Consider the following 26,139-nt stretch of genomic DNA (forward strand, 5'->3'; position numbering starts at 1 on the left):
AAAATTTAGAATCCAACTTTTAATGATAAAGTAAATTGACGTGGAATTGGCAATGCCACACCTCCAGACCCAAAAAACTCAGGATCCTGACCATTTAATTTTTTGTCAGAATAGATCAGGAATAAGTTGTTTCCAACGGCACTGATCGATGAATTTGTTAAGCCAAGTTTCTTTGTATACTTAGCTGGTATGTTATAACTTAAAATAATCTGTTTCATCCGCACAAAACCACCATCTGCAACACGCTCCGTTGAATAATTATAGTTATTGTAAGCATAGTTGCTACCAAAAGCCTGTGCTTCTAAAACATCTAATATAGATGGAACGTTGGTTTTCAGTTCATCACCCTGCATTTCCCAACGGCTTAAGAATGCTTTTGGCATAGCATCAAGATCACTATAGCTGGTTTTGAAAGATGGGGATAAGCGAACTTTGTTACCGGCAGCAAAAGTGATGAGTGCAGATAATGTAAAGTCCTTGTATTTAAAGGTATTAGAAAAACCTCCGGTATATTTTGGATCTACAGGCCCCTCATATTTAAGGTATTTAACCACATCGCTCTGTAAATAAACATCGCCGCTAACCTCGCCCTCGTCATTAATAAACCTAGGTGAACCGTTTTTTGGATCTAAACCCTGAAAATCAAGAGAGAATAAACCACGTTGCGCATAACCCTCTAAAGGACCACCATCTGCACCAATTAAACCAAAAATAGTTGGCTGATTTTTAAGATTGGTAATCTTATTTTTGTTGAATCCGAAAATAAGCTGTGTTGACCAGTTAAAATCTCTGGCTTTCAAAACCTTTGCCCCCAAAGAAGCCTCTATACCATCAGATTTCATATCGGCATAATTGGCAAATTTAACAGCTTCACCGCCTATACCACCATTTCTGAAAGCTCCGATCAAATCAAAACTCTTTCTTTTGTAAGCATCAACGGTTAAGGTTAACTTTTCATCAAACAAACCCAAATCTAAACCTACGTTCAACTCATTCAGTTTCTCGAAAGTAAGCTCAGAATTTTCTAAACCTGATATGTAAAGTTTAGTTTCTTTTTCTCCAAGATAAGGTCGGCGTGTACCCATGCTTTGTAAAACCAGACTTGAATTAGTTGCCGAACCCATGCTTGCCACTAAACCATAAGTAGCGCGCAGCGTAGCACGGTTTATAATTTTCTTGACCCTTTCACCCTGCATGAATTTTTCGGTATCGATGTTCCAGGCTCCCGAAACGTTCCAGGTTGGTAACCATCTTGCAGTTGGCGATTCTCCCAATAAGTTAGAACCATCGTAACGGCCTGTAGCATTGATACTATATTTACCTTTGTATGAGTAGGCTGCTCTCAATGAATAGTTTAAATAACGTTCATAGCGATAGCCCATGCTGTAGTAGTTAAAACCACTTTCTACATTCGATTTTACAATGTTAGGATCAATAAATGGAACTCCACCTTTATCATACTGATAACCGTAGCCATCAAATATTTTGTTCTGACGGTCGATATAGCGCATTTCCTGCGTGGCGAAAAAGTTTACCAAATGATCTTCATTAAACGTCTTATCATATTCTAAACTATTACGTACATAGTAATTTACAATATTATCGTCATTTGTTTTATAGAAACCGCCGTAAGGTAGAACAGAAACGGGCAGTGCATTGGGATCATCCGGATTGCGGTATAAAAATTTGTTATTTCCCCTGATGGTGGCATCATTTAGGCTTATACCAGCACGGTAAGCCTGGGCCATATTAGAGTTTTCGGTAATTTTATGTTCCTGACTTGTTTTTGCATAACGATAAGCACCGTCAAAAGCATATTTTAAGTCTTTTGTAATTTTATATTTTAAACCACCCTGTACTTTAAAATCTATTAAATTTAATTCCAGCGTATTGTTTTCCAGCTCGTTTAAGATATTGAAAGGTGCATAGTTTTGGGTAAAAAACTCTCGGTTACCATTTGCATCATAAGCGGTTAGGGTACGGCTTGTATTGAGTGCATAACTAAATGGATTGATATCAAAATCACGGTCGTATGTACCATACACCGGGTTTCCGTTTCTACCTAACGTACCTGGTGCTTTTTGATCACGGATAGAACCCTGGGTAATCAACTCTAAACTTAATTTATCGCTGATTTCGAAATTACCCCTGACATTTCCTGTAAAACGCTTTACATTATCTCCAACAGTCCAACCATTGTCCTGAAGATAACTTGTTGACGCATAAAATTTAGATTTTTGCGTTCCACTAGACACACTTAATGAGTGTTCCTGCATGAAAGATTGTTTAAACAAAATATCAAACCAATCCGTATTCGTATCAGCATAACGCTGCAAAAATTGCTTCTGACTCTGCGCATCATTTCTTAAAGCGTAAGTACCGGTTGCAGAATCATAAATATACATTTGATTGTACATTTTGGTAAAAACCCCACCATTGGCACTGCGTGAAGAGCTGGAGTGATTTAACCAACCTTTATTCTGCATTTCCAGATAAACATTCATCTGGTCAGCCGAATTAAGGATATCAAAGTTATTGTAAGAAGGTTTCATGTAACTTGAAAAGTTCCCGGTATAGGAGAAAACTGGTTTACCATCTGTATTTCTACCTTTTTTGGTGGTAATAATAACAACACCGTTCATTGCCCTCGCTCCATACTGTGCCGTTGCCGCTGCATCCTTTAAAATATTGAAACTTTCGATATCATCAGGGTTTAATCCTGCTACTGATGATCCAACTAAAGTTGACGGATCTCCAGTTGATAATTGTTCGTTAGAAATGTTTACCACATCCTCTAAGATGATACCATCTACCACCCATAAAGGTTTGTTGTCGCCCGAAATCGAGGTAGCACCACGTACACGGATTTTAGGTGCGGCTCCAAATGTTCCTGAAACGTTTTGTACCGAAACGCCGGCTACCCTTCCTTCAAGCATCCGGCTTACATCGGTAATACCATCTCGTTTTACATCTGATGCTTTTAAAGAAGTTGCTGCTCCAGTGAAAAGCTTTTTATTCAGATCCTGATAACCTGTTGATACAACGTTTACTTCTTTAAGTTGAGCTGCATCTTCCTCTAAAGTAACATTAATAGTTGTTTTCGTTCCTACCTCAACCTCAATTGTTTTATATCCAATATAGCTAAAAACCAAGGTAGCACCTTCTTTAACTGAGATCGTGAAATCTCCATTACCGCTCGTGGACACCGCGTTGGCAACTCCTTTTTCTCTTACACTTACTCCTGGTAATACTGCCCCATTTTTATCTCTCACTTTACCGGTTACCTTTACATTAGCAAAATAGCTCAGCATCTTATCGAATACCGATTTTTCTTTTAATGTAATCAGGATCGTTTTATCTTCAATAGCATAATTAAGGTCTCCACCTGCAACAATTTTGCCCATCACCTCTTCAATGGTTGAGTTATTAAAATCAACATTTAACGTGGTTGAAGTTTTAATTTTGTTGGTAGATAAAAGAACATCATAACCCGATTGTCTCCTTATCTCTTTAAAAACTCTTTCTAATGTTACATTTTTTTCTTTCAATGTAACCAATTGTCCGAATGAAGCTGCACTTACCTGCATTAACGAGGCCAGCAGAACAACCGTAATTAACTTCATCATGAGTAGCAATTTAGGTATGTAGCGTCGATGCGTACATAAAATTTCAATATAAATTTTGTACATTTAATAGTCTGTTTTTTTGTGCGAAGCGCAATGAAGTTTGGACGCATAATTGCGTTTCGCGGGTTATCCAAGAAATAATTGATTTTTAATCGATTCCGGTTTACGGAATAGCTAAACAGATATGAAAAGGGGTGTTACAAGCACTCCTTTTTTATGCGTTCAACTTTTGGATCGTCAGGAGTTTTGTCGAAGTTTATTCATGGTTGTTAGGTTATGGTTGATTAATTAGTTGCTTCTTATTTTATAGATAAAGGTTAGTTACTTCTTCATCTTTTTACTCGTTATTCTTTATACACAATCACTTTATTGTCCTTGATGTCAAAGCGAACCTGGCCGGTCTGCTCAAATTTTCTAAGCACTTTTGATATTTTTTCGAAGCGGCTTACCGTACCATAGTACATCACATCTTTGACTTCAGGATCGGCATATTCTATTTCTACATTATACCATCGGGCCACCTTGCGTAAAATGCTTTCCTGTTTTTCGTTGTTGAACATGAAATAACCCTTTTTCCAGGCAATGGCTTCATCCACATCTACTTCTTTTACATCTATGCCCGAATTGGTTACCAGCGATTGTTCTCCAGGCTTAAGCACTTCGCTTTCATTGTTATTTTTGTGAGAAACCCGCACACTACCTTCCAATAGCGTAGTTCTGGTTACCTTCTCATCCTTATAGCTATTAATATTAAAGTGAGTACCCAACACTTCAACAACCTGTTTATCGGTTTCTACAATAAAGGGGTGTACAGGATCTTTAGCTACTTCAAAATAAGCTTCCCCATCTACTTTAACCACACGCTGTTTTGCTGTACCAATGTTTAATGCATATTGAATGGAAGAGGCCGCATTTAACCAAACAGTAGAACCATCTGGCAACTTAATTTGCCATTCTCCACCGTTTGGGGTTGAAATGGTATTTAACCGATCATCGTTTACATTTTCAGATTCAGCAATATGGTACACCAACTGGCCGTCGTCAGTTTTGGTGATCGAGAAACCGGCTTCTTTTGCTACATCGCCTTTCATGGCGTCGGAAAGCGAGATTTTCCTCCCATCAGACAAGGTAAGAACAGCTTTATTTTTCCCGGGGGCTATATCGGTAGCAAAAACATGTTCTTTCTTCTTCTGCAGCGCATGGTAGGCCGTTAAAGAAAACACGGCAAATACCACGGCAGCGGCAGCCCATTTTAAGCTATTCATTAAAATCCGCCTCGGCGACCGCGTTGGTTTGTCTACCGTTAGAATTTTATGAAGAACCGGATTCCATTTTTCCTCATTAACATTAACTGCGTGTTCTTCTTCTGAGATAATCATTTTCACGATTTCATCAGAAAGTGACGACGTGCTGTTTTCTACCAAAAACAAAAGCTCCTCCTGTTCAGATTGATTTAAGTTTTTAGCGGTAAACTGCTTTAATAGATAATGTATACGTTCTTCCATAAAGATTCTGATACTAAGAAGCAACAAAAGAAAATTAGGACTATCGGAATACCATTTTTTTTTATTTTATTTTCAAAAAAACAGAAACAATTGGAAAAAAGAATACTATCCCATGCTGATCGAGGTGGGTACGGATGGATTTTAAAGCAATTACAAGGGCATTTTTCACTGTATTGGGTGAAATATTGAGGATTTCTGCAATTTCTGGTATAGTTTTACCATCACGCCTGCTCAGTTGGTATATATTTTTTCTTTGTTCAGGCAATTTATCTATAGCAACAGCAATAATTCTTGTCACTTCATTTAAATTAATAGTTTCTATAGTATTATTATGACTATCACGCTGTTTGGCCATAAATGCATCAACAACCCGTTCCTCTTTTAACTTTTTACGCAGATAGCTTAAACTTTCGTTAGCAACATATTTATATAGATAGGCTTTTACATTCTCTACTTCTGCCAGTTTATCACGATTTAGCCAGACCCTTAAAAATGCGTCCTGAATAATTTCTTCGGCGGCATCATCAGATTTTGTAAATTTTGAGGCAAAAATGTGGAGCACAGGAAGGTATTTGAAGAACAAAACAGAAAATGCTTGTTCATCTCCCTCCACGATTTTATCAATCAGGGTACGCTCTTTATCCACATTACTTACCGCCATAAAATAGTTTGTTAACCACCCTGTAATTATTTTGAAAGGGCTTATGATAGATTAAAAGATATGGAAAACTAAAACTATTTAGTTTAACTACAATACAACTTTATTATCAAATATACAGATTAGTAAATTTTGTGCACTAAAAAATGTATTAAAAAATAAAAGCCTTAATTTTAAGTTAAGGCTTCATTTATTTTTAAAAGGTCTCTTATTTAATTAGTATTGATAATATGGCGAGATCATCAAATAAACCACCACACCGGTTATGGCAACATAAAGCCATAAAGGAAATGTAATTCGTGCAATTTTTCTGTGACGATCGAAACGCTCGGCCAGCGCCCTCACATAAGTAACCAAAACCAAAGGGATAATGGCAATTGACAATAAGATATGGGTTAACAAAATAAAAAAGTAAGCATATTTTATCGCTCCATCTCCTCCAAATTTAGTTGAAGGTGTGGTCATATGATAGGCGATGTACATCACCAAAAACAATAAAGAGCAACCTATGGCTGTTTTCATCAAATTTTGGTGCAATTGTATCTTTCCATTTTTTATTGCCCAAACCGCAATAACCAAGAATACGGCAGTAATCCCGTTGATAGTGGCGTATATTGGCGGTAAAAAAGGCAGGGCAGGCGCATCAATCCCCAGATCTTTTAGCTTTACCACAAATAAAAAAGCTACTGCTACCGGTATAAAAACAGAGAGGATAATGATCCACTTGCTATATTTTTTCTCAATCGGGCTATTTTCCATGAGTTTTTTAATCTCTTTATTTTATTAACGCATATATAAATCTGAACTCAACGTGTAGACGGTGAACTCCGAACTTTCAACTCTAAATTAACTTATCGACCATCTTTAACATTTCTCAAATACTCGGCAATAAGCACTTTTATTTCATCCTCTAACCTGGCATTTGCCTCAGCATTATCGGCGTCGTAAATACCCCTTATCCGATGTAAGTGATCTATAAGCACTATTTTATTACTAAATATAAAGCTGCTTTTCCCTTTAGCTTCATTAGATACGACATCAAGTAATAAACCTTGCCTGATTAATGGATAAGTTTGCGCAGTATCTCCCGCCAAAACATCCCATTTACCTTCTCTGGCCTTAAAATCAGCAGCAATGTTTTTGAGCTTATTTACATCGGCCGGATCAACAGACAGGCTTACAAATTTAACCAGAGGTTTCTTTTCATAGCTATCGGAAAGTTGCCTGATGTATTGATTTGCCTGTTGGTTTCTGGCTCCGGCGTAGAATAAGTTTAGTACTACAATCTTATTCTCAAATGATTTCCAGTTGACGGTATCGTTGTGCTGGTTGATCAGTTTAAAATCAGGAACAACATGATAAATGGTATCTGGAATTTTCTTTCCCTTTACACTGTGGAAGGTAGTAGCCACTGTCTTTTTTCCAAAGATGGGTAAACTCTTATACCGGTTTTTTGCAAAATGTGGCAATAAGTAAAAAAACAAAAATCCCGGTATAGCTAAAATGCTTACCAGGATTAATACCTTTTTTATCGGGCTTCTTTTCATTAATGGTTCATCATGTGGATGTTTAAAAACCCACCTTCTATCAGCATTAAGACAATAAAGTAAATAATGAAAATGAACGATACTGTTAGGGCTAACTGTAGACCTAATTTCTCAAACTTTAAGTGCATGAAATAGGCTACAATATAAAATGCCTTTACCAAAGTTAATGCGATATAGATATAGTTACCTACATGTTGTGGAATATGTCCACCAGGGATAGCCCATAATGCGATGATAAATTCGATTGCGGTGATTAAAGTTAAAATACCTGCTACTTTCCAGATTTTTGCTTTATCCATTCCGGCATGTTCGCCATGCTCGTGTCCTTCTTCTAAATGCGAATGTTGTGACATGTTAAATATTTTTATAAATTGAAAATTAAACCAAATAGAAGAATGTAAATACAAACACCCATACTAAGTCTACAAAGTGCCAGTATAAACCCACTTTTTCAACCATTAAATAATGGCCTCTTTTTTCGAAAGTTCCATTGATCGTCATGATCAAAATTATCACATTAATCATAACACCACTAAATACGTGGAAACCGTGAAAACCAGTGATGGTAAAGAACAGGTTTGCAAACTGCTGTGCGGCAACTAAAGAAACAGGTCCGTCAAACAAGTGTTTCAATTCTTCAGCCGAAGGAATAGTTCCCCACCAGAAACCTTCATGATGCAGGTGTGTCCATTCTAAAGCCTGACAGCCTAAGAACATAAAACCAAAGATAATAGTAGCTACAAGCCAACCGATTACCTCTTTTTTTGCACGACGATGTCCAGCCTCAACTGCCATAACCATAGTTACAGAACTTAAGATCAGGATAAAGGTCATGATACCCACAAATACTAATGGTGCACCTGTATCTTTAATACCAGGAATAGATTGGAAAACCAAATCCGGATCTGGCCATGTTAATTTAGAAAAACGCTGAGCGCCATAGTAGATCAATAAAGATGAAAAAGTAAAAGCATCTGATAAAAGGAAAAACCACATCATGATTTTACCATATTCTACCGACCACGGAGAACGGCCACCATTCCATGGCCCGGTTTTAACTTGATCTAATTGTGATACTGCATTCATTTGGAAATAGTATAATAGTTTGTTAACAAATTTAACGGTTCAAAAGTAAAAAAACATACAGATATATCCATAATATATCTATAAAATGCCAAAAAATAGAAGCGATTTCCATTCTATACTGAACTTTGGCAACAGGCAGGCTTTTATAGCTACCGGCCAAAGCACTTATAATTAGCCCAACACCGGCAATAATGTGCAAAAGGTGCATACCAGATACTACGTAGATAAATGATATTGCGGCATTGTTTCCTACCAAAGTAGCTCCGGTTCGCACCATACTTCCCCAGGCATTAAACTGCATGATGCCAAAAGCAACAGCTAATATCACCGTAACCCAAAGCATGTTGCGCTGTAAGCTAAAATTAAGCTTCTTTAAAGCCCTGGAAGCTAACACCAGAGTGATGCTACTGGCCACGATAACCAAACTGGAGTAAATAAAGGCATCAGGTAATACTAAACCATGTCCTTTTCCTTTTGAGGCGGCAAACACCAGATAATAACTGGTAAAACCACCAAACATAATTGTTGATGATACGACAAATAACCAAACGATAAATTTTCGTGGTTTTGGGTCAAACGTATCCTGCATCTTTTCCATTGTTAGCACCATAAATTATTTTGCTATAAAATTTAATAATAAACCCAGCTGTACCGCGGGGATGTAAAAAAACGAACAGAACATCACTTTTTTAGCATCAGCCAGTTCTCTGCTCATTAAAAGTTTAAAAGCCAGCCAGCTAAAAATAAGTCCGGCTATTAAAGATAAACCTGCAATGTAATAACCGCCAAAACCATAAATGGTTGGCAATAAACTTACCGGAATTAAAATCAGCGTACTTAAAAAAGTTAAAAGTGCCGATATTCTATCTCTTTTCTTAGTGGGCAATAACCTAAAACCTGCCTTTTTATAATCGTCATCCAAAACCCATGCAATTGCCCAGAAGTGAGGAAACTGCCATACAAACTGAATTAGGAATAAAATAACAGCAATGTAATAATCAATTTCATGAAACATTTCGGCTTTTAAGCTCCCAAAAGCGGCCAGATAACCAATAAGCGGTGGCAAAGCCCCGGGTATTGCACCTACAAAAACGGCAATTGGCGATTTTCTCTTTAATGGTGTGTAGGCGAAGGCATATAACAAAATTGAAAATACCGATAACAAACCCGTTTCCAGATTTAAATGCCCCAACAGCCAGGTCCCTGAAAATGCCATGAAAACACCCAAAATCAATCCCTGCCCTGTAGTCATTCTACCTGCCGGCATCGGGCGGTCTTTGGTTCTGGACATTAATTTATCCAGATCTTTTTCAATAATCTCATTAAAGCAGTTTGCGGCAGCAGTTACTAAAAAACCACCAGCAATTAATATCAACCAGTTGCCCCAATCAATACTCGGGATATGGCCTCTGCCTACCTGCATTTTCTGCCCGATCAAAAAGGAGATCGACGCCGAAAGCACCACCGTAAACGATAGCCTGAATTTGATAAGTTTAGAAAAATCTGAAAGATATTGTTTCAATTTTCTTAAATATTATTGTTTATAGGTACTTGTTCTGTAAACCAACAAGTACAGGTAAAACTGTAAACTAAACAACAGCGTAGAAAACAAAATATGCAATGCCTGCGCTGCTGGCGGGAAAGCGATGTATGCCAAAGCTAAACCACTTAATAACTGAACAAAGAGCGTAACTAAAATAAACTTAGCAGTCAACAATGGAGCAGCTTTACCACTAAAACGATCAATAACCATTTTATAGACCACGCCGTTGGTAATAACTACCAATATGGCCAAATCGCGGTGATAAGAAAAGATACCTCCCACCCTCGAAATCCACGTTGCTTTTTCACCGTAGCCCAAAGATTTTGCAACTACATCTATGGCTTCTCTTACATCGGTGCCCAAAATAATCTGAACAATGCTCACCGCAAGTGTAAAGAATAAAAACCCTTTCAGCCATAATATTTTATACATAATTACCGAAGGCGCTTTATTGAGCTGTTTTGCGTAATTGTATGTGTAGATAGAAATGGCCAGGATAACCAGTGCTAAAAGCATATGTACCGTTACCACCCACTGTGCCAGATTAGTCGAAACTACTATAGATCCCAACCAGGCTTGATAACCTACCACGAAAATATTGAGTATGCTTAATACAATAATACGTTTAGCTGTTTTACGATAGGTAAAAGAATAAATGGCCGTAAGCAATAAGAAGATTCCAGCAGCTACGCCAGCCAAACGGTTCAGGTATTCAGTCCAGGTTTTGCCCGGATTGAATTCCTCTGGTATAGTAATGCTTTTATCATGTCTGATGCTGTCAGCAAGGGCTGCTTTACCCATACTTTCCAGATATCTGGCAAACTTTTCGTTCTTCTTTAACCTTCCAGCCACATACTTCTCCTTATAATCGGCAGGAAGTTGAGATACATGAGTTGGCGGAATGTAACGATCGAAACATTTTGGCCAATCCGGGCATCCCATGCCAGATCCGGTACTGCGAACAATACCTCCGGCAAGTACAACCAATAGCGTAACTATGATGGTTATAAGATTAATGCTAATGAAACGCTGTTCTGATCTGCTGACCATATATCTATTAAGATGAAAAGGGTATCCGGATAAGCAGAAACTTAATCAGATACCCCTTTAAAATTTTATGCTAAGCTTAAAACTAGCCTTTGTTTTCTGTAACAGGATTAGCTAATTCCCATTCTTGTTGAATTTTTTCTGCTTCCTCATTTCCCTCAAAATCGTGAGGTAAATTAGAGTTCATCGTTTGCGAGAAAGGAACAGTTTGAGGAATAAAATCTGCATCATGTCCTGGCTTGCTATAATCGTATGGCCATCTGTAAACTGTTGGGATTTCACCTGGCCAGTTACCGTGTAGGTGTTCAACAGGAGCGGTCCATTCTAAAGTATTCGATTCCCATGGATTCTGAGGAGCTACTTTTCCTTTAAAGATGGAATAAAAGAAGTTAAACAAAAACGCTACCTGAGCCAGAGCTGCCATAATAGCTGCCCAGGTTACAAATACGTTAACGGTTAACCACTTCTTCATAAATTCAAATTCGGTAAATGCATAGTAACGACGAGGTACACCATCTAAACCTAAGAAGTGAAGCGGGAAGAATACCAGGTAAGCTGCAATGAACGTTAACCAGAAGTGTAAGTATCCTAATTTGGCATTCATCATTCTACCGAACATTCTAGGGAACCAGTGATACACACCCGCAAGCATACCAAAAATTGCTGCAGATCCCATTACCAGGTGGAAGTGGGCAACAACAAAATATGTATCGTGTAAGTTAATATCTAAAGAAGCATTTCCTAAGAAGATACCGGTTAAACCACCAGAGATAAAGAATGAAACCAAACCGATAGCAAATAACATCGCCGGAGTGAAACGGATATTACCTCTCCATAATGTGGCCAAATAGTTAAATGTTTTTACTGCAGATGGTACCGCAATAATTAATGTGGTAATCATAAATACACCACCCAATAATGGGTTCATACCCGTTACAAACATATGGTGACCCCAAACGATAAACGATAATACGGTAATACCGATCAGAGAGTAAACCATGGCATGGTAACCAAAGATTGGTTTACGTGAGTTTACAGAAATAACCTCAGATGAGATACCCAATGCCGGCATGATTACGATGTAAACCTCAGGGTGACCTAAGAACCAGAACAAGTGTTGCCATAAGATCGGCGAACCACCTTCATTTGGTAAAATATCAGTACCCATCACAATATCTGACAAATAGAAACTGGTACCAAAACTACGGTCAAATACCATTAACACAACACCAGCTACAAGAACCGGGAAAGATAAGATACCTAAAATTGCAGTTAAAAAGAAAGCCCAAATGGTTAATGGCATTTTCCAAAGATCCATCCCTTTGGTACGCATATTCAAAATTGTACTCACGTAGTTGATACCACCCATTAAAGAGGAAGCTACGAAAAGTACCATACTGATTAACCACAACGTCATCCCTAAACCTGAACCCGGCATAGCCTTAGCCACTACAGATAATGGAGGATAAACCGTCCAACCACCTGATGCTGGTCCTGTTTGGATAAAGAATGATGACATCATGATCACACAAGCCATAAAGAAGAACCAGTATGAAAGCATGTTTAAGAATGGCGACGCCATATCTCTTGCACCTACCTGAAGTGGAATTAATAAATTACTAAAGGTACCACTTAATCCCGCGGTTAGTACAAAGAATACCATAATGGTACCATGAATGGTTACTAACGCCAGGTAAAAGTCAGGCTTGATACGACCTCCTTCAGCCCATTTACCTAAAAATGTTTCTAAGAAAGGGAAGTTCTGATCTGGCCATGCCAATTGAATACGGAATAAGATAGACAAGCCCATTGCAATTACCGCCATAATAATACCGGTAATCAAAAATTGCTTGGCAATCATTTTATGATCCATACTAAAGATGTACTTTGAAATCAAAGTCTCCTTATGATGCCCATGATCAGCGTGATCGTGATTGTGTTCGTCGTGTAATGCTATTGTTGACATAATTCGTTCGCTCCTGCTTAATATTATTTATTTAAAGCCATTTGGTTAGTTTTTACAGCTGCTGAATCTTTAGCTGCTGAGTCTGCTTCTGATTTTACAGGTGCAGGTGCCACTGGCAAATTAAATTGTTTTCTTAAATCGTCGTTTAAGTATGTTTTCTGTTCTGCAATCCAGGTTTTGTATTCAGCCTCCGATACTACCCGAACAACTTTTTGCATGTTATAATGACCTGATCCACAGATTTTAGCACATAAGAAAAGATAATTAAAGTTAGGATCGTTAGTTTCCTGCTGCATTTCTGCAGTTGTTTTTGTAGGTGTAAATTCAAATATAGTTCTCATACCTGGTACGGTATTTAACTGCACCCTAAAGTGTGGCATATAAAAACTGTGAATTACATCTTTACTGGTCAAGATAAGTTTAACTGGTTTGCCCACAGGAAGCACCATCTCATCTGCCATTTCATCATCACGGGAATTGACATCTTTAAAATCAATACCCAATGTATTGGTCGCTGTAGTTAACTTATAATTTTTGTTACCTACTATTCCATCAGCTCCAGGATAACGGATAGACCATTTAAATTGCTCCGAAGTAACTTCAATTTGTAATGGCTTATTATTTGGGTCTTCAACTTTGAAGAAGATAGATCTCCAGGTTAAGAAACCCATTAAAACCAAAACCGTTAACACTAAAGCCGGAACAATAGTCCAGATTTTTTCGATGGTATTATTGTGCGGATAGTAGTAAGCCTTTCTTTTTGCAGAATATTTATAGATGTAAGAAAATCCGAATAATAGGATGTGAGTCACTACAAATACAATAGTGGTAATGATTAACGTTAAGTTAAACATTCTGTCAATTTTCTTTCCATGCTCAGATGCTGCATCAGGAAGTAACATTGATCCATGTACTGTATATTCCCAATATACTCCATATAAACCGATCACCAGAAACAATGCAAACAAACTTGCATGTACCCTGTTCCAGTTGATACCAACAGGTTTACCTTGGGCTTCGCGGCTTAACTCATATACTTTTATTGCTTTACCAATAATGGCAATGAATAAGCATACCGCAAGGAAAACCAGAATATAAAATATTACCGATTTATAAACCTCGCCCATATCAACCTTCGGTGCCGCGGCAGCACCTGCTGCTGCATCTTGCGCAAATACGCTAGTGTTTGCAAAAACAGTAATCAATACTGCTAAAGCTGCGGTCGTTTTATTCGTTATAAACTTTCTTAAACTCATTTTCTTAAAAGTAGTACGCTGTACTGCTAATTATAATAATAATTAAATATTTGCTCTATCTTATCACCACTATAGTTGATGATGCAAACTTTCTTGTAATAATGGGTGATTCTTTGCAATTAAAGGCTTTTTGCTCAATGATGATAAAACCGTAAAGGTAAACAATCCCACGAAACCTAATGCAATACCGATTTCCACAATTCCAAAACCATTATGACCATCTTCAACCGCACCTGGCATAATCATTTGGTAATAATCTACCCAATGACCTAATAATACCACGATAGAAACGAATAATAATTTGGCATCGGTTCTTTTGTTATCCCTGTCCATTAATAATAATACCGGCGCTAAGAAATTCATGGCCAGGTTTAAGAAAAACCAGAACTTATAATATTCAAAACGTTTGTAGAAATATACAGTCTCTTCAGGCATATTGGCATAGTAGATCAATAAGAATTGCGCAAACCATACATAAGTCCAGAAGATAGAGAAACCGAAGATAAACTGGCCTAAATTGTGCAAGTGGCTATTGTTAACCCATTGCATATAACCTGCTCTTCTTAATAAAATCAGGATAACAGCAATTGTAGCTAAGCTGCTTACCCACATTGCGGCGAAGTTATACCAGCCAAACATGGTAGAGAACCAGTGTGCCTCTAACGACATGATCGTATCAAAAGCAAATACTGGCGTGGTAAAACCATAAATTACCAGGAAGATACAGGCATTTTTAAAGCTTTTTCTATATGAGTTTAAACCACCTGCCAAATCTTCGTTGTACGAAAATTTAACAAACATGATTGAAAATATACTGTAAACACCTAAGAATACCACTTGACGACCCAAGAAGAAAGGTACATTTAAAAATACCGATTTACCAGCAATAATGGCATCATAATTAGGGCTGTTTTGATCTGTTAATCCTTCAGCATGCCAGTGGTGATATAGGTTGTGTGAGAATAATCCTGCTGAAATAACCACTACTAGTATTACAGCTGCTATAGGCAAGGTTTTTGCCATAGCCTGTGGTACACGTAAAATTGATGCAGACCATCCTGCCTGCGCTACATATTGAACAGCCAGGAAAAATGTACCAGACATACAAACGCATGCAAAGTAATATGCCATAAGCAACAGGTTAGCAAAAGTACGTTCGTGCATTACTTTATCGCCAGCCAAAAAACCGAACAATACAGCTGCAATACCGATAACGATACCAACAATGCTTAACGTTTTTACTTTACCTGTAAACTCAAACTGTTCACTAAAATTAATATTGTGAGTTCCCATTTATATTTGCTTTACTATTGTCCTTTTTGTAATTGTTGAACATACATCACCACTTTCCAACGATCTGTTGGTGAGATTTGCGAAGCATGCGAGCCCATGTTATTTACACCGTATGTAATGGTATGATAGATTTTACCTGCGGTAAGGTCGACCATGTTACCACCTCTGGATGATGCACCGGTTTGATAAGCAGGTACACCACTAAATTTCTCAATTTTAACCAGATGGCCTTGTCCATCTCCTTTATCTCCGTGACAAGGGCTACAGAAAACGGTAAATAAGTGTTTACCCTGAGCCAGATTAACCGTATCAACCGGTAAAGGATTTACCATACTCACTCCTGCTGCTTCATATCCTTCTTTAGTATTAGGATACTCGTCATATTCGGTAAAACCAACTGGTTTTGTATGTGCAGGTGGTAACTGAGCAGTTTTACCATCTTTAAAATTTTTGTTTGGCTGATCCGGATTATAAGCAATCGGATCATACATGTTTCTGGCATATTCTAAGCCAGTACTGCGTTTATCTTTACAAGCAGAAAAGGTAGCTGCAAAAGCGATAGCTAAAAACGCTGTGTAAACAAATTTATTCTTATTCATAGCTAATGTACTTCCTTTCATTATACTTTATTTCTAAAGCACCTGCATCTTTTAATAATCCATCAATTACAGTATGTTCTGCATTGTCTTTTGCATCAACTGCAATTACAAAGCGATCATCAGTAGCACGTAAATCCATCACCCTTGGGGCCCTTCCTGGAAATAAGTGAGTAGATGCATAATAAGTTAACACCATACCGAAAGCACAGAATAATACGGTAAGCTCGAACATTATCGGAATAAAATCCGGCAATGCGAATGAGGGTTTACCACCTATGTTTACTCTCCAATCGATTACTGCGCAGAAATAAATCAAAGCGAATGCACAGCAAGTACCGGTAATACCAAAGCAAAATGCTGCGATATCGATTCTGGATCTCTTAATTCCTAATTTGGCTTCTATTCCGTGTATAGGCATCGGTGTATATACATCATAAATGCTGATGTTATTTTCCTGAAGCTTTTCGATGCCATGCATCATTTCGTCAGGATCGCCAAAGCTGCCTAAAATATATTTGATATCACTCATTGTTATATTTTTGCGTAATCTTCTTGTTTAACACTATCAAATTTTTCTAAAGACTCTATGTATTCAGCTACATATTCTTTATTCTCATGCCCTTCTTTAATCTGTTTCATTTTGGCTTGCTCACTTGCAGTTTTCAATAATAATTTAACCTCTGCAATAGCAATTGATGGCAATACCCTTAAGAACAATAAAAATAAGGTGAAGAATAAGCCGATCGAACCTACGAATACACTGATGTCAACCCAGGTTGGATAAAACATGGCCCAGCTTGATGGAATATAATCGCGGTGTAATGAAGTAACGATAATTACAAAACGCTCAAACCACATACCCACGTTTACTACGATTGATAAAATCCAGGTGGCTTTAATGCTCAAACGGATTTTTTTGAACCATAACAATTGTGGCGAAATTACGTTACAGGTCATCATCATCCAGTAAGACCACCAGTAAGGACCAGTAGACCTATTGATAAATGCATACTGCTCGTACTCTGAACCTGAATACCATGCGATAAAAAACTCAGTTAAATAAGCAACGCCTACGATTGATCCGGTTAAGATGATGATTTTATTCATCGACTCAATGTGGAACATGGTGATGTAGTTCTCTAAGCCCAATACCTTACGTGCAACCAATAATAAGGTTAATACCATCGCAAACCCTGAAAAGATCGCACCAGCCACGAAGTATGGCGGGAAGATGGTAGTATGCCAGCCTGGAATTACCGATGTGGCAAAGTCCATGGATACAATGGTGTGTACCGAAAGTACGAGTGGTGTAGATATACCCGCTAAGATCAACGACACCGCTTCGAAACGCTGCCAGGTTTTAACACTTCCGCTCCATCCAAAAGAAAAGATAGAATAAATTTTTCTGCGTGTACCTACCGCACGGTCGCGGATGGTTGCAATATCTGGTAATAAACCCGTGTACCAGAATAATAATGATACAGAGAAATAAGTGGAGATCGCAAACATATCCCATACCAGTGGTGAGTTAAAGTTTACCCAAAGTGATCCAAACTGATTTGGTAAAGGTAAAACCCAATAAGCTAACCAAGGACGGCCCATGTGAGATACCACATACGTTGCGGCACAGATAACGGCGAAAATGGTCATCGCCTCTGCCGACCGGTTGATGGAGTTACGCCAGTTCTGACGGAAGAGTAAAAGTACTGCTGAAATTAGTGTTCCGGCGTGACCGATACCTACCCACCATACGAAACCGGTGATATCCCAAGCCCAACCAACTGTTTTATTTAAGCCCCATGCACCGATACCATTCCAGAAAGTGTAACTAACAGCTACCACCCAAAGTAAAGCACCCAATGCTGAAACGATGAAACCAATCCACCAAGCCTTGTTAGGCTTATTTTCTACCGGCATTAAAATATCATCCGTAATTTTTGCATACGTGATATTATCGCCGGTAATTAATGGTTCTCTAAGTATTGATTCGTTATGTCCTGACATAATTTGTATTTTCTTTATACTAAAGCTTACGCTTGTACTGTTGTATCTGTATTTCTAATTTTTGTCATGTAGCCGATACCCGGTTTCACATTGATCTCTTCCAATACGTAGTAGATACGCTCAGAACGTAATGCTTTTGAAACCTCTGAATTTGGATCGTTTGCATCACCAAATACAATCGCATTTGCTGAACAAGCTTCCTGACAAGCCATTTTAATATCGCCATCTTTTAATGGACGTTTCTCCAGTTTAGCTTGTAATTTGCCACCTTGTATACGTTGAATACACATTGAGCATTTTTCCATAACCCCTCTCGAACGTGTAGTTACATCAGGATTTAAAACCAATTGGGTAAACTCGTTATTTAAATAGTTATCGAAACGAGAATCGTTCCAGTAGTTAAACCAGTTGAAACGACGTACTTTGTACGGACAGTTGTTAGCACAGTAACGTGTACCTACACAACGGTTATAAGCCATGTGGTTTAGGCCGTCACTTGAGTGAACAGTTGCCAATACCGGACAAACCGTTTCGCAAGGTGCATGATCACAGTGTTGGCACAACATCGGTTGGTGAACCACTGAAACATGATCTAAGTCTTCCAACTTAGCAATTTCTTTCTCTTTAGTTACATCACCATCTTTGGTTTCGTAGCTGTAATAACGGTCGATACGGATCCAGTGCATTTCACGGCGACGGCGAACCTCATCACGGCCTACAACAGGAATGTTGTTTTCGACGTTACAGGCAACAATACAAGAACCACAACCTGTACAGGCATTCAAATCGATTGCCATTACCCAGTTGTTACCTGGTTTTTCGTATTGATCCCAAAGATCATAATTTTTATGTTCACCTTTTTCGTTACCAGCTCCAGGATTTTTTAAGTACTCCTTAAAAGTAGCTTCTTTAATCACTGCACGGCCCTCGAAAGAGTGGTGAGTTTGTGTTTGAGCCAACTCATAATAACCACCTGTTGGGGTAATGGTTACATTTGTAGCATATTGCATGGTTCCGTTTACAAAAGAAACAAAAGGGAAAGCATTTTTACCTACATCGTTCCCTGCTTTACCCGCTTTGGTACGGCCATAACCTAATGCAATAGATGCAGTTCCCTGTGCTTGTCCTGGCTGGATTAAAACCGGAAGATCTACTGAATATCCGTTGCTTCCTTTAACCGAAACCACATCAAACTCTTTAACTTTTAATTTCTCTGCAGTTTTAGGCGCAAGGGCAACAAAGTTATCCCAGGTTACTTTTGATACCGGATCTGGCAACTCTTGCAAGAATGCATTATTGGCATTTTTACCATCGCGCATTGGTACGTTTTCGTAAACCTGTAATTCAATCTGATCGCCACCTCTAAAAGCTTTGCTGCTATTTGCGATTGAAGTAGCAACCTGAGCTAAAGATTGTGTGAATGAATAAGCACCAGCAGTTTTAGCAGTTGCCGTTACTACCCCCTTTTCTAAAACCTCTTCCCATTTTAAACCAACAGCTGGTAACATTTTGGCTTCCCAGTTGCTACGTACAAACTGATAGTAGTCTTTAACCGGCGCATCAGCCCATGTTAATAAACTTTCTTCAGCCTGGCGGCTGTTAAAAACAGGATTGATTGTTGGCTGAACGATAGAATAATAACCTTCATAAGCGTTTGCATCACCCCATGATTCCAAATAGTTATGGTTAATGGCAATCGCATCACAAGCCGTAGCGGTTTCATCTGCACGATCAGCAAATGAAATTTTAGCAGGCACCTTCGCTAATGCATCAGTAAATGCTTTTGTATTCGGAGCATCATAAACCGGATTAGTGTTCAAGAATAAAACAGCACCAACTTCACCACGGTTCATTTCAGCAACTAAGCCACTAAATTCGGCATCGTTACCTGCATATAAATAACAAGGATTATCTAAATCGATAGTCGTACCATAACTTCCGATAGCGGCATTAATGGCATTTACTAAAATTTGCGTAGAAACATCATTCGAACCACAAACGACAAGGCCTTTACCTTTAGCCTGTACCAATTCTTTAGCTACCAATTTAATTACTTTATCAGCAGTAGCATTGTTGCCCAATGTTCCCCCTGGTAAAGCATTACCGGTAATTGCATTATATAAAGCAATTAAAGCAGGTCCTTCTTCCGATAATTTAACCGGAACACGGGTATCTGCATTGGTACCTGTTAAGCTCATTCCACTTTCGAACTGAATGTGGCGGCTCATTTTTTTATTTTCTAGCGATTTGTAGTTACGGTTAGCGGTATATTGAGCCGTAAACTCTTCTCCGCTGATCCAGGTACCCAAGAAATCGGCACCGAAACTGACAATTAAATCGGCTTTATCAAAGTTATATTTTGGTAAAACTGCTTTACCGAAGCTGTTTTGGTTCGCCTGGATTATACCGGTATAAGAAACCGCATCGTACTGTACCAATCTGGTTGCAGGGTATTTTGCAATAAAAGCTGCAATAACGGCATTGGTTGACGGGCTGTTTACAGTTGATGACACCAAACGGATTTTCTTGCCACCTGCCTGTGCTTTTGCCAACTCACCTTTAACATAGCTATCGATTTTTGCCCAGGTAGTTTCTTCAACTTTTCCATCTTTTACTAAAGCCGGTGCTTTTAGTTTAGATACATCATACAAATCTAAAACCGAAGCCTGCGCTCTCGCATCGGTACCACGGAAAAATTGACCCGCATTTGGATTTGGTTCAATTTTAATCGGGCGGCCCTCTCTGGTTTTAACTAAAATACTCTGGCCATTAAAGCTCGAAGTATAATAGTTAGGAATACCCGGAGTAACCTCCTCAGGTTTTACCAGGTAAGGAATAGATTTATGAACAGGTGCAGTTTGACAGGCTGCTAACGTTACAGCACCTAAACCAAAACCTAACGCCTTTAAAAAGTCGCGGCGTGGGGTAACGGTACTTAACCCTGCTTCATTTAAAACATCTTCTATTGGAAGTGGCTCGGCGAATTCGTTTTTATTATTCTTAACAAAATCGGGGGTATTGTTGTACTCCTCTAAGCCTTTCCAGTATTTTTTGTTGCTTTCCATTTAAGCTATATTACTGTTTATTCGAACGTTCTTACTAAACTCTATCTATTAATAGTGGCATTTACCACACTCTAAACCACCCAATAACGCTGGTGTAATTTTCTCGCCTTTTTTAATCTTTTCGTGTGCCTCAATCACCTTAGCGTAGAAAGCATTGTTTTTCTGACCAGAAATATCTGTTTCCTTATGGCAGTTAATACACCATTTCATGGTTAACGGAGAATATTGGTAAATTTCTTCCATCGTATTAACCGGACCATGACAAGCGAAACATACAGGTTCTGTTGGCTGTAATCCTTTTGCTTTGCGGATGGCATCTTCTGCAACAACTACGTGCTGAGAGTGGTTGAAGTAAGCAAAATCAGGAAGATTGTGTACACGTACCCATTCCATTGGTTTGGCTTTACTTTCATCATATTTCTGTGTCTCCGGATCGTAACCTAAAGCATTATAGATTTTCTTGATCTCAGGAGAAACTTCACCATCATATTTATCTCTGGCCTGTACCGCTTTATGGCAGTTCATACAAACATTTAATGATGGGATAGATGCATTTTTAGATTTAAATGCGCCAGAGTGGCAATACTGACAATCAATCTGATTAATCCCCGCATGCAGTTCGTGAGAGAATTTAATAGGCTGAACCGGTTGGTAACCAGTATGAACACCGGTGTTCCACATGCCCATCCAACCGAATGAACCTAAACAGATGATTAAACACAAGATAAAGAACATGACAAATTTCTTGTTTTTGAACATCTTGCGCACCCCAACTTTTAATGGCACATCCTCTTCAATCTCGATACCTTGTTTCTGTAGGATCAAACGCTCCAGTAATTTAGAAGCACGGCCTAAGATTACCAAAATAACAATGGCCAATACAACAATGGCCACAATACCTGCGATTGATAAACCTGAAGTGCCCTGATCTTTAGCTAAAGTAGAAGAAGCGACACTTGGATCACCTGCCGGCTTAGGCTCGCCTTCTTTAATGTAAGCTAAGATATCTTTTACTTTGGTCTCATCTAACTCAGGAAAAGAGGTCATTGGTACTTTTCCATTCTCGTTAAAAAGTTTAACAGCTTCAGGATTACCGGAAGCTACCAGGCCTTGCGAATTTGGAATCCATTTTAAAAGGAACTCTTCCGAGTGACGATCACTGACACCCTTTAAGGCCGGACCAACTAATTTAGCATCTAATGCGTGGCACGAAGAACATTTAGCTTTGAAAAGCGTTCTTCCTTCTTTAGCATCCTGCGCATTTACGGTAGAAACCGCTATTACGGAAATTGCTGAAAATACGAATAACGACTTCCAAACGCTTTTTAAAATCATCGAGATATCTCTCATAATGAACACTTTATACTTATTTAATTTACTTTTTGTTGTGAAATTGATGCTGAACTAGGGGTAGCCCCACCAAAACTTGAACAAAAGTATAACTTATTAATAAATCCCATGACATAATAGTGACTTGAAATACAATTTATAATCATTCTAAACAAATGCCATTTCAAGCCATTCTGGCAATAAAAATGCCCATTTTTAAGATGTTATCTCCAATGGGCATACTAGAAACCAATTTGGTCTATTTATTTTTCTGATTATTGTTTTAATATCCAGGCAAACATTAACGGTGCTACAATTGTAGCATCACTTTCTACGATAAATTTTGGCGTATGGATATCCAGTTTACCCCAGGTAATCTTTTCGTTTGGTACAGCTCCGGAATAAGAACCATAAGAAGTGGTTGAATCAGAAATCTGGCAGAAATAACTCCAGAAGGGAATATTTTCCATTTCCATATCCTGATAAAGCATTGGCACTACACAGATTGGGAAATCGCCGGCAATACCGCCACCAATCTGAAAGAAACCAATTCCCTTACCCTCAGAGTTTTTAACATACCAGTCGGCAAGCCAGCCCATATACTCAATCCCGCTTTTCATTGTGGTTGCTTTAAATTCGTTTTTGATTACATAAGAAGCAAAAATGTTACCCATGGTTGAGTCTTCCCATCCCGGTACCACAATTGGCAAATTTTTCTCTGCCGCAGCCAACATCCACGAGTTTTTAGGATCGATTTCATAATATTGTTCCAAAACACCACTCAGCAGCATTTTATACATAAACTCATGTGGGAAATATCTTTCACCCGCATCATCTGCATCTTTCCAGATTTTGTGGATGTGTTTTTGTAAACGGCGGAAAGCTTCTTCTTCCGGAATACAGGTATCGGTAACACGGTTGTAATGGTTCTCTAAAAGATCCCATTCATCCTGCGGACTTAAATCGCGATAGTTCGGAACGCGTTTATAATGAGAATGTGCCACCAGATTCATAATATCTTCTTCAAGGTTTGCACCTGTACAAGAAATAATAGCCACTTTATCCTGGCGGATCATCTCTGCAAGTGAAATTCCCAATTCTGCAGTACTCATTGCACCAGCAAGTGTGATCATCATTTTACCACCTTCATCTAAATGCGTTTCGTATCCTTTAGCCGCATCCATCATTGCAGCAGCATTAAAATGGAGGTAATTACGCTCCATAAACTGAGATATCGGTCCTCTTGTATTGCTCATTTCGTTTTGTATTGTTTGCCGCAAAAATAGGTATTTAGGCCGAAAGCTGAAAACTTAAAAGCGTATAGCTTCTGGAGTATGGCGTTTGGCGCTTAGCGCATGGTGCCAATTAGCCGCTATAGATTAGCATATCATGCCCTCACGATTCGTCATCCTGAACCTCCGCCCGGCCGGTCGGACGGGTGTTTCAGCATTTTATTGAAAAAGCAACTGCGGCATATAAATGCAACAGTTCCCCAACTCGAGCGTCATCCTGAACTTGTTTCAGGATCTTTCACGGCAGATAAGCGATCACATCTTTTTTGGAAAGCAATGACAGTAGCTATTTTTAAAGTCAGCCCGGCTTTTTGGTACAAGTCCGCGGCTCGTGCCTCACCTGCGGGCTTTCCCCTACAATCCGGTTTAGGTGGCGGCGGGCATTGCATCAATTCCCGGCGATCGTCATCCTGAACAGAATAGAAGAATTCGTTTATCAAAAGTCGCTAGCAGTATACAAATGCAACAATCCCCCCAGGTCGTCATCCTGAGCGGAGTCGAAGGATCTATCATCCGAAGAGTTTATTATTATATTTTTTCGGAAAGCAGTTGCAGCAACCTTTATCAAAGTCAGCCCGGCTTTTTGATACAAGTCCGCGGCTCCTGCCTCACCTGCGGGCTTTCCCCAACAATCCGGTTTAGGCGGCGGCGGGCATTGCATCAATTCCCGGCGATCGTCATCCTGAACAGAATCGAAGGATCTATCATTAGAAAGGTAATGTAACCGGATCCAGTTTCCAAACTCAACATCAAGTTATTTATCTGAAACGGGCCAGAGACCCGCTCTCATTTCTGAATCCGTAAAGTCATTTGGAATTCTACGGACAGCAGGGATAATACACTTAAAATATATCTTTCCATTTAGCTCCTACGCCTATGCGTTTTTTTTACCCTTATTTAATACTGGATTAACATGCTCCATCTAATTTCGCGCATCCAATCCAATCAAATGAATAAAAAATTACTTTTTATAACCGCATTATATGCAGTTGCGGCCATTTCCTGTAAAAAAAACAAAGGAGAAGAAATTTCCGCTACAGTTAATTATCCTAACATGGCCGAAGTCAATTCGCCGGCTATACTTTTTACTACCGCCAGCGGCGTAAATGTATATAACGGGGGATTTGGTTCGGCCTTAGCTGCTGATCCGACAGAGCCAACTGTATTTTATATGCTTACCGATCGGGGTGCCAACGTAGGTGGGCAGGCATCAAACTCCATCATTATCGGCAAACCAGATTTTGCTCCACAGATTGGCAAGTTCAGACTCAAGGATGGTAAACTATATCTCGAACAAACCATAGAACTGAAAAATGCATCAGGAAACAAGTTAAATGGAATACCCAATCCCACTGGTATGGGTGCTACCGGAGAAACACCTTTTGATTTAAATGGCAATGCCATTAGTCCGAGTGCTGATGGAATTGATTCGGAAGGATTAGTTAGAGCGGCAGACGGTTCTTATTGGGTAAGTGATGAATATGGCCCTCACCTGGTACACTTTGATGCCAACGGAAAAACCCTTGAAAGAATCAATCCCTTCGGAAGTGGCACCGGCGGCCGTAAAATCCCAACCGTTTTTGCTAAAAGACGAGCCAACCGTGGCATGGAAGGCTTAAGCATAACGCCCGATGGCAAAACCCTCGTAGGCATCATGCAATCGCCAATGTATAATCCGTCAAAATCTGCGGTCTCCGGCTCAACGGTGATCAGAATCCTAACTTTTGATATTGCTACCGGAGATACCAAACAATTTGCCTACCTCATGGAAAGTGCTTCCTTAACCGGCGTAAGCGAAATTGTAGCCGTAAACAGTACCACTTTTTTAACCCTTGAGCGCGACGGTAATTACGGTATAGATCCCGGTAATACCGCTACACCGTTTAAAAAAGTATTCAAAATTGACATCAGCAAAGCCACAGATATTTCAGATGTGGCAAATGGCGAAAACGGAAAACTTTATGGAGGCAAAACCGTTGAGGAATTGTTAAATGCCAAAGGGCTCAGCGATGCCGGTATTGTACCGGTAAGCAAATCGCAGGTATTAGACCTGATTAAAGATTTACCAGGCTCCTATCCTCACGATAAAGCAGAAGGGCTGGCGTTATTGCCAGGAAACCTCCTGGTAATTTCCAATGATGATGATTTTGGCGTAGTAGATAATGGCGCCAGTGGATTTGCACAGAAGATTTTACCTGCTACAAAATCGGTAGACCGGAACAGGCTTTATTTCATTAAAGTAAACCTGTAAATACGATAAAACCGAGAAGTAAAAGGAGCGGAAGTGAAAACCCGCTCTTTTTTTTAATAGCCTGGGTATGGG

The 26,139-nt window shown here is 39.0% G+C and carries 20 protein-coding genes; 1 reads left to right on the top strand and 19 read right to left on the bottom strand.

Translation table 11 applies throughout. The annotated features are described in order from the left end of the window. Positions 1 to 5: 5 nt before the first annotated feature. The 19 genes from ACK1I8_RS15645 to ACK1I8_RS15735 form a co-directional block, all read right to left on the bottom strand. Positions 6 to 3,626, bottom strand: coding sequence for a SusC/RagA family TonB-linked outer membrane protein (locus tag ACK1I8_RS15645; RefSeq protein ID WP_412466261.1), 3,621 nt, complete (start codon positions 3,624 to 3,626; stop codon positions 6 to 8). Positions 3,627 to 3,970: 344 nt separating this feature from the next. Then, on the bottom strand, positions 3,971 to 5,131 hold the full coding sequence (locus tag ACK1I8_RS15650) for a FecR family protein (protein ID WP_412466262.1): 1,161 nt from the start codon (positions 5,129 to 5,131) through the stop codon (positions 3,971 to 3,973). 61 nt (positions 5,132 to 5,192) lie between these two features. Next, the gene (locus ACK1I8_RS15655) at positions 5,193 to 5,777 is read right to left on the bottom strand and encodes an RNA polymerase sigma-70 factor (protein WP_412466263.1); all 585 of its coding nucleotides are present in this window, start codon (positions 5,775 to 5,777) and stop codon (positions 5,193 to 5,195) included. A 228-nt stretch (positions 5,778 to 6,005) separates the two neighbouring features. Continuing rightward, positions 6,006 to 6,548 carry a DUF420 domain-containing protein gene (locus ACK1I8_RS15660; RefSeq protein ID WP_412466264.1) on the bottom strand — a complete coding sequence of 181 codons (543 nt, stop codon included), beginning with the start codon at positions 6,546 to 6,548 and terminating at the stop codon, positions 6,006 to 6,008. 92 nt (positions 6,549 to 6,640) lie between these two features. Further along, complete coding sequence (locus ACK1I8_RS15665; RefSeq protein WP_412466265.1) at positions 6,641 to 7,336, bottom strand: SCO family protein; 696 nt, start codon at positions 7,334 to 7,336, stop codon at positions 6,641 to 6,643. Next, on the bottom strand, positions 7,336 to 7,689 hold the full coding sequence (locus ACK1I8_RS15670) for a cytochrome C oxidase subunit IV family protein (RefSeq protein WP_090498434.1): 354 nt from the start codon (positions 7,687 to 7,689) through the stop codon (positions 7,336 to 7,338). Before ACK1I8_RS15670 ends, ACK1I8_RS15665 begins: the two co-directional genes overlap by 1 nt. 25 nt (positions 7,690 to 7,714) lie before the next feature. Further along, positions 7,715 to 8,422, bottom strand: coding sequence for a cytochrome c oxidase subunit 3 (locus ACK1I8_RS15675; protein ID WP_293790239.1), 708 nt, complete (start codon positions 8,420 to 8,422; stop codon positions 7,715 to 7,717). Between the two features lie 31 nt (positions 8,423 to 8,453). Beyond that, a complete protein-coding gene (locus ACK1I8_RS15680; protein ID WP_412466266.1) occupies positions 8,454 to 9,020 on the bottom strand; it encodes a heme-copper oxidase subunit III in 567 nt (188 codons plus the stop codon). A 15-nt stretch (positions 9,021 to 9,035) separates the two neighbouring features. Then, positions 9,036 to 9,944: a heme o synthase gene (gene cyoE / locus ACK1I8_RS15685; protein WP_412466267.1), complete on the bottom strand. Its 909-nt coding sequence runs from the start codon at positions 9,942 to 9,944 to the stop codon at positions 9,036 to 9,038. A 12-nt stretch (positions 9,945 to 9,956) separates the two neighbouring features. Continuing rightward, on the bottom strand, positions 9,957 to 11,015 hold the full coding sequence (locus ACK1I8_RS15690; RefSeq protein ID WP_412466268.1) for a COX15/CtaA family protein: 1,059 nt from the start codon (positions 11,013 to 11,015) through the stop codon (positions 9,957 to 9,959). Between the two features lie 82 nt (positions 11,016 to 11,097). Beyond that, the gene (locus tag ACK1I8_RS15695) at positions 11,098 to 12,978 is read right to left on the bottom strand and encodes a cbb3-type cytochrome c oxidase subunit I (RefSeq protein ID WP_412466269.1); all 1,881 of its coding nucleotides are present in this window, start codon (positions 12,976 to 12,978) and stop codon (positions 11,098 to 11,100) included. A gap of 23 nt (positions 12,979 to 13,001) precedes the next feature. Continuing rightward, positions 13,002 to 14,234, bottom strand: coding sequence for a cytochrome c oxidase subunit II (locus ACK1I8_RS15700; RefSeq protein ID WP_412466270.1), 1,233 nt, complete (start codon positions 14,232 to 14,234; stop codon positions 13,002 to 13,004). 69 nt (positions 14,235 to 14,303) lie between these two features. Next, on the bottom strand, positions 14,304 to 15,527 hold the full coding sequence (locus ACK1I8_RS15705; RefSeq protein WP_412466271.1) for a quinol:cytochrome C oxidoreductase: 1,224 nt from the start codon (positions 15,525 to 15,527) through the stop codon (positions 14,304 to 14,306). 14 nt (positions 15,528 to 15,541) lie between these two features. Beyond that, positions 15,542 to 16,147, bottom strand: coding sequence for a cytochrome c (locus ACK1I8_RS15710; protein WP_335319746.1), 606 nt, complete (start codon positions 16,145 to 16,147; stop codon positions 15,542 to 15,544). Beyond that, positions 16,119 to 16,655 (bottom strand): DUF3341 domain-containing protein, encoded by a 537-nt coding sequence (locus ACK1I8_RS15715; RefSeq protein WP_412466272.1) that lies wholly within the window; start codon positions 16,653 to 16,655, stop codon positions 16,119 to 16,121. Before ACK1I8_RS15715 ends, ACK1I8_RS15710 begins: the two co-directional genes overlap by 29 nt. 2 nt (positions 16,656 to 16,657) lie before the next feature. Further along, complete coding sequence (gene nrfD, locus ACK1I8_RS15720; protein WP_293790261.1) at positions 16,658 to 18,130, bottom strand: NrfD/PsrC family molybdoenzyme membrane anchor subunit; 1,473 nt, start codon at positions 18,128 to 18,130, stop codon at positions 16,658 to 16,660. Between the two features lie 26 nt (positions 18,131 to 18,156). Beyond that, positions 18,157 to 21,195: a TAT-variant-translocated molybdopterin oxidoreductase gene (locus tag ACK1I8_RS15725; RefSeq protein ID WP_412466273.1), complete on the bottom strand. Its 3,039-nt coding sequence runs from the start codon at positions 21,193 to 21,195 to the stop codon at positions 18,157 to 18,159. A 48-nt stretch (positions 21,196 to 21,243) separates the two neighbouring features. Beyond that, a complete protein-coding gene (locus ACK1I8_RS15730; protein WP_335319744.1) occupies positions 21,244 to 22,545 on the bottom strand; it encodes a c-type cytochrome in 1,302 nt (433 codons plus the stop codon). Positions 22,546 to 22,799: 254 nt separating this feature from the next. After that, positions 22,800 to 23,780 carry a deoxyhypusine synthase family protein gene (locus tag ACK1I8_RS15735; RefSeq protein WP_039471440.1) on the bottom strand — a complete coding sequence of 327 codons (981 nt, stop codon included), beginning with the start codon at positions 23,778 to 23,780 and terminating at the stop codon, positions 22,800 to 22,802. A 985-nt stretch (positions 23,781 to 24,765) separates the two neighbouring features. On the opposite strand from ACK1I8_RS15735, the gene ACK1I8_RS15740 reads away from it, so the two are divergent. Then, the gene (locus tag ACK1I8_RS15740) at positions 24,766 to 26,067 is read left to right on the top strand and encodes an esterase-like activity of phytase family protein (protein WP_412466274.1); all 1,302 of its coding nucleotides are present in this window, start codon (positions 24,766 to 24,768) and stop codon (positions 26,065 to 26,067) included. The last annotated feature ends 72 nt before the right edge of the window (positions 26,068 to 26,139 follow it).

Source organism: Pedobacter sp. KLB.chiD (genome assembly GCF_047040275.1).
GTDB lineage: Bacteria > Bacteroidota > Bacteroidia > Sphingobacteriales > Sphingobacteriaceae > Pedobacter.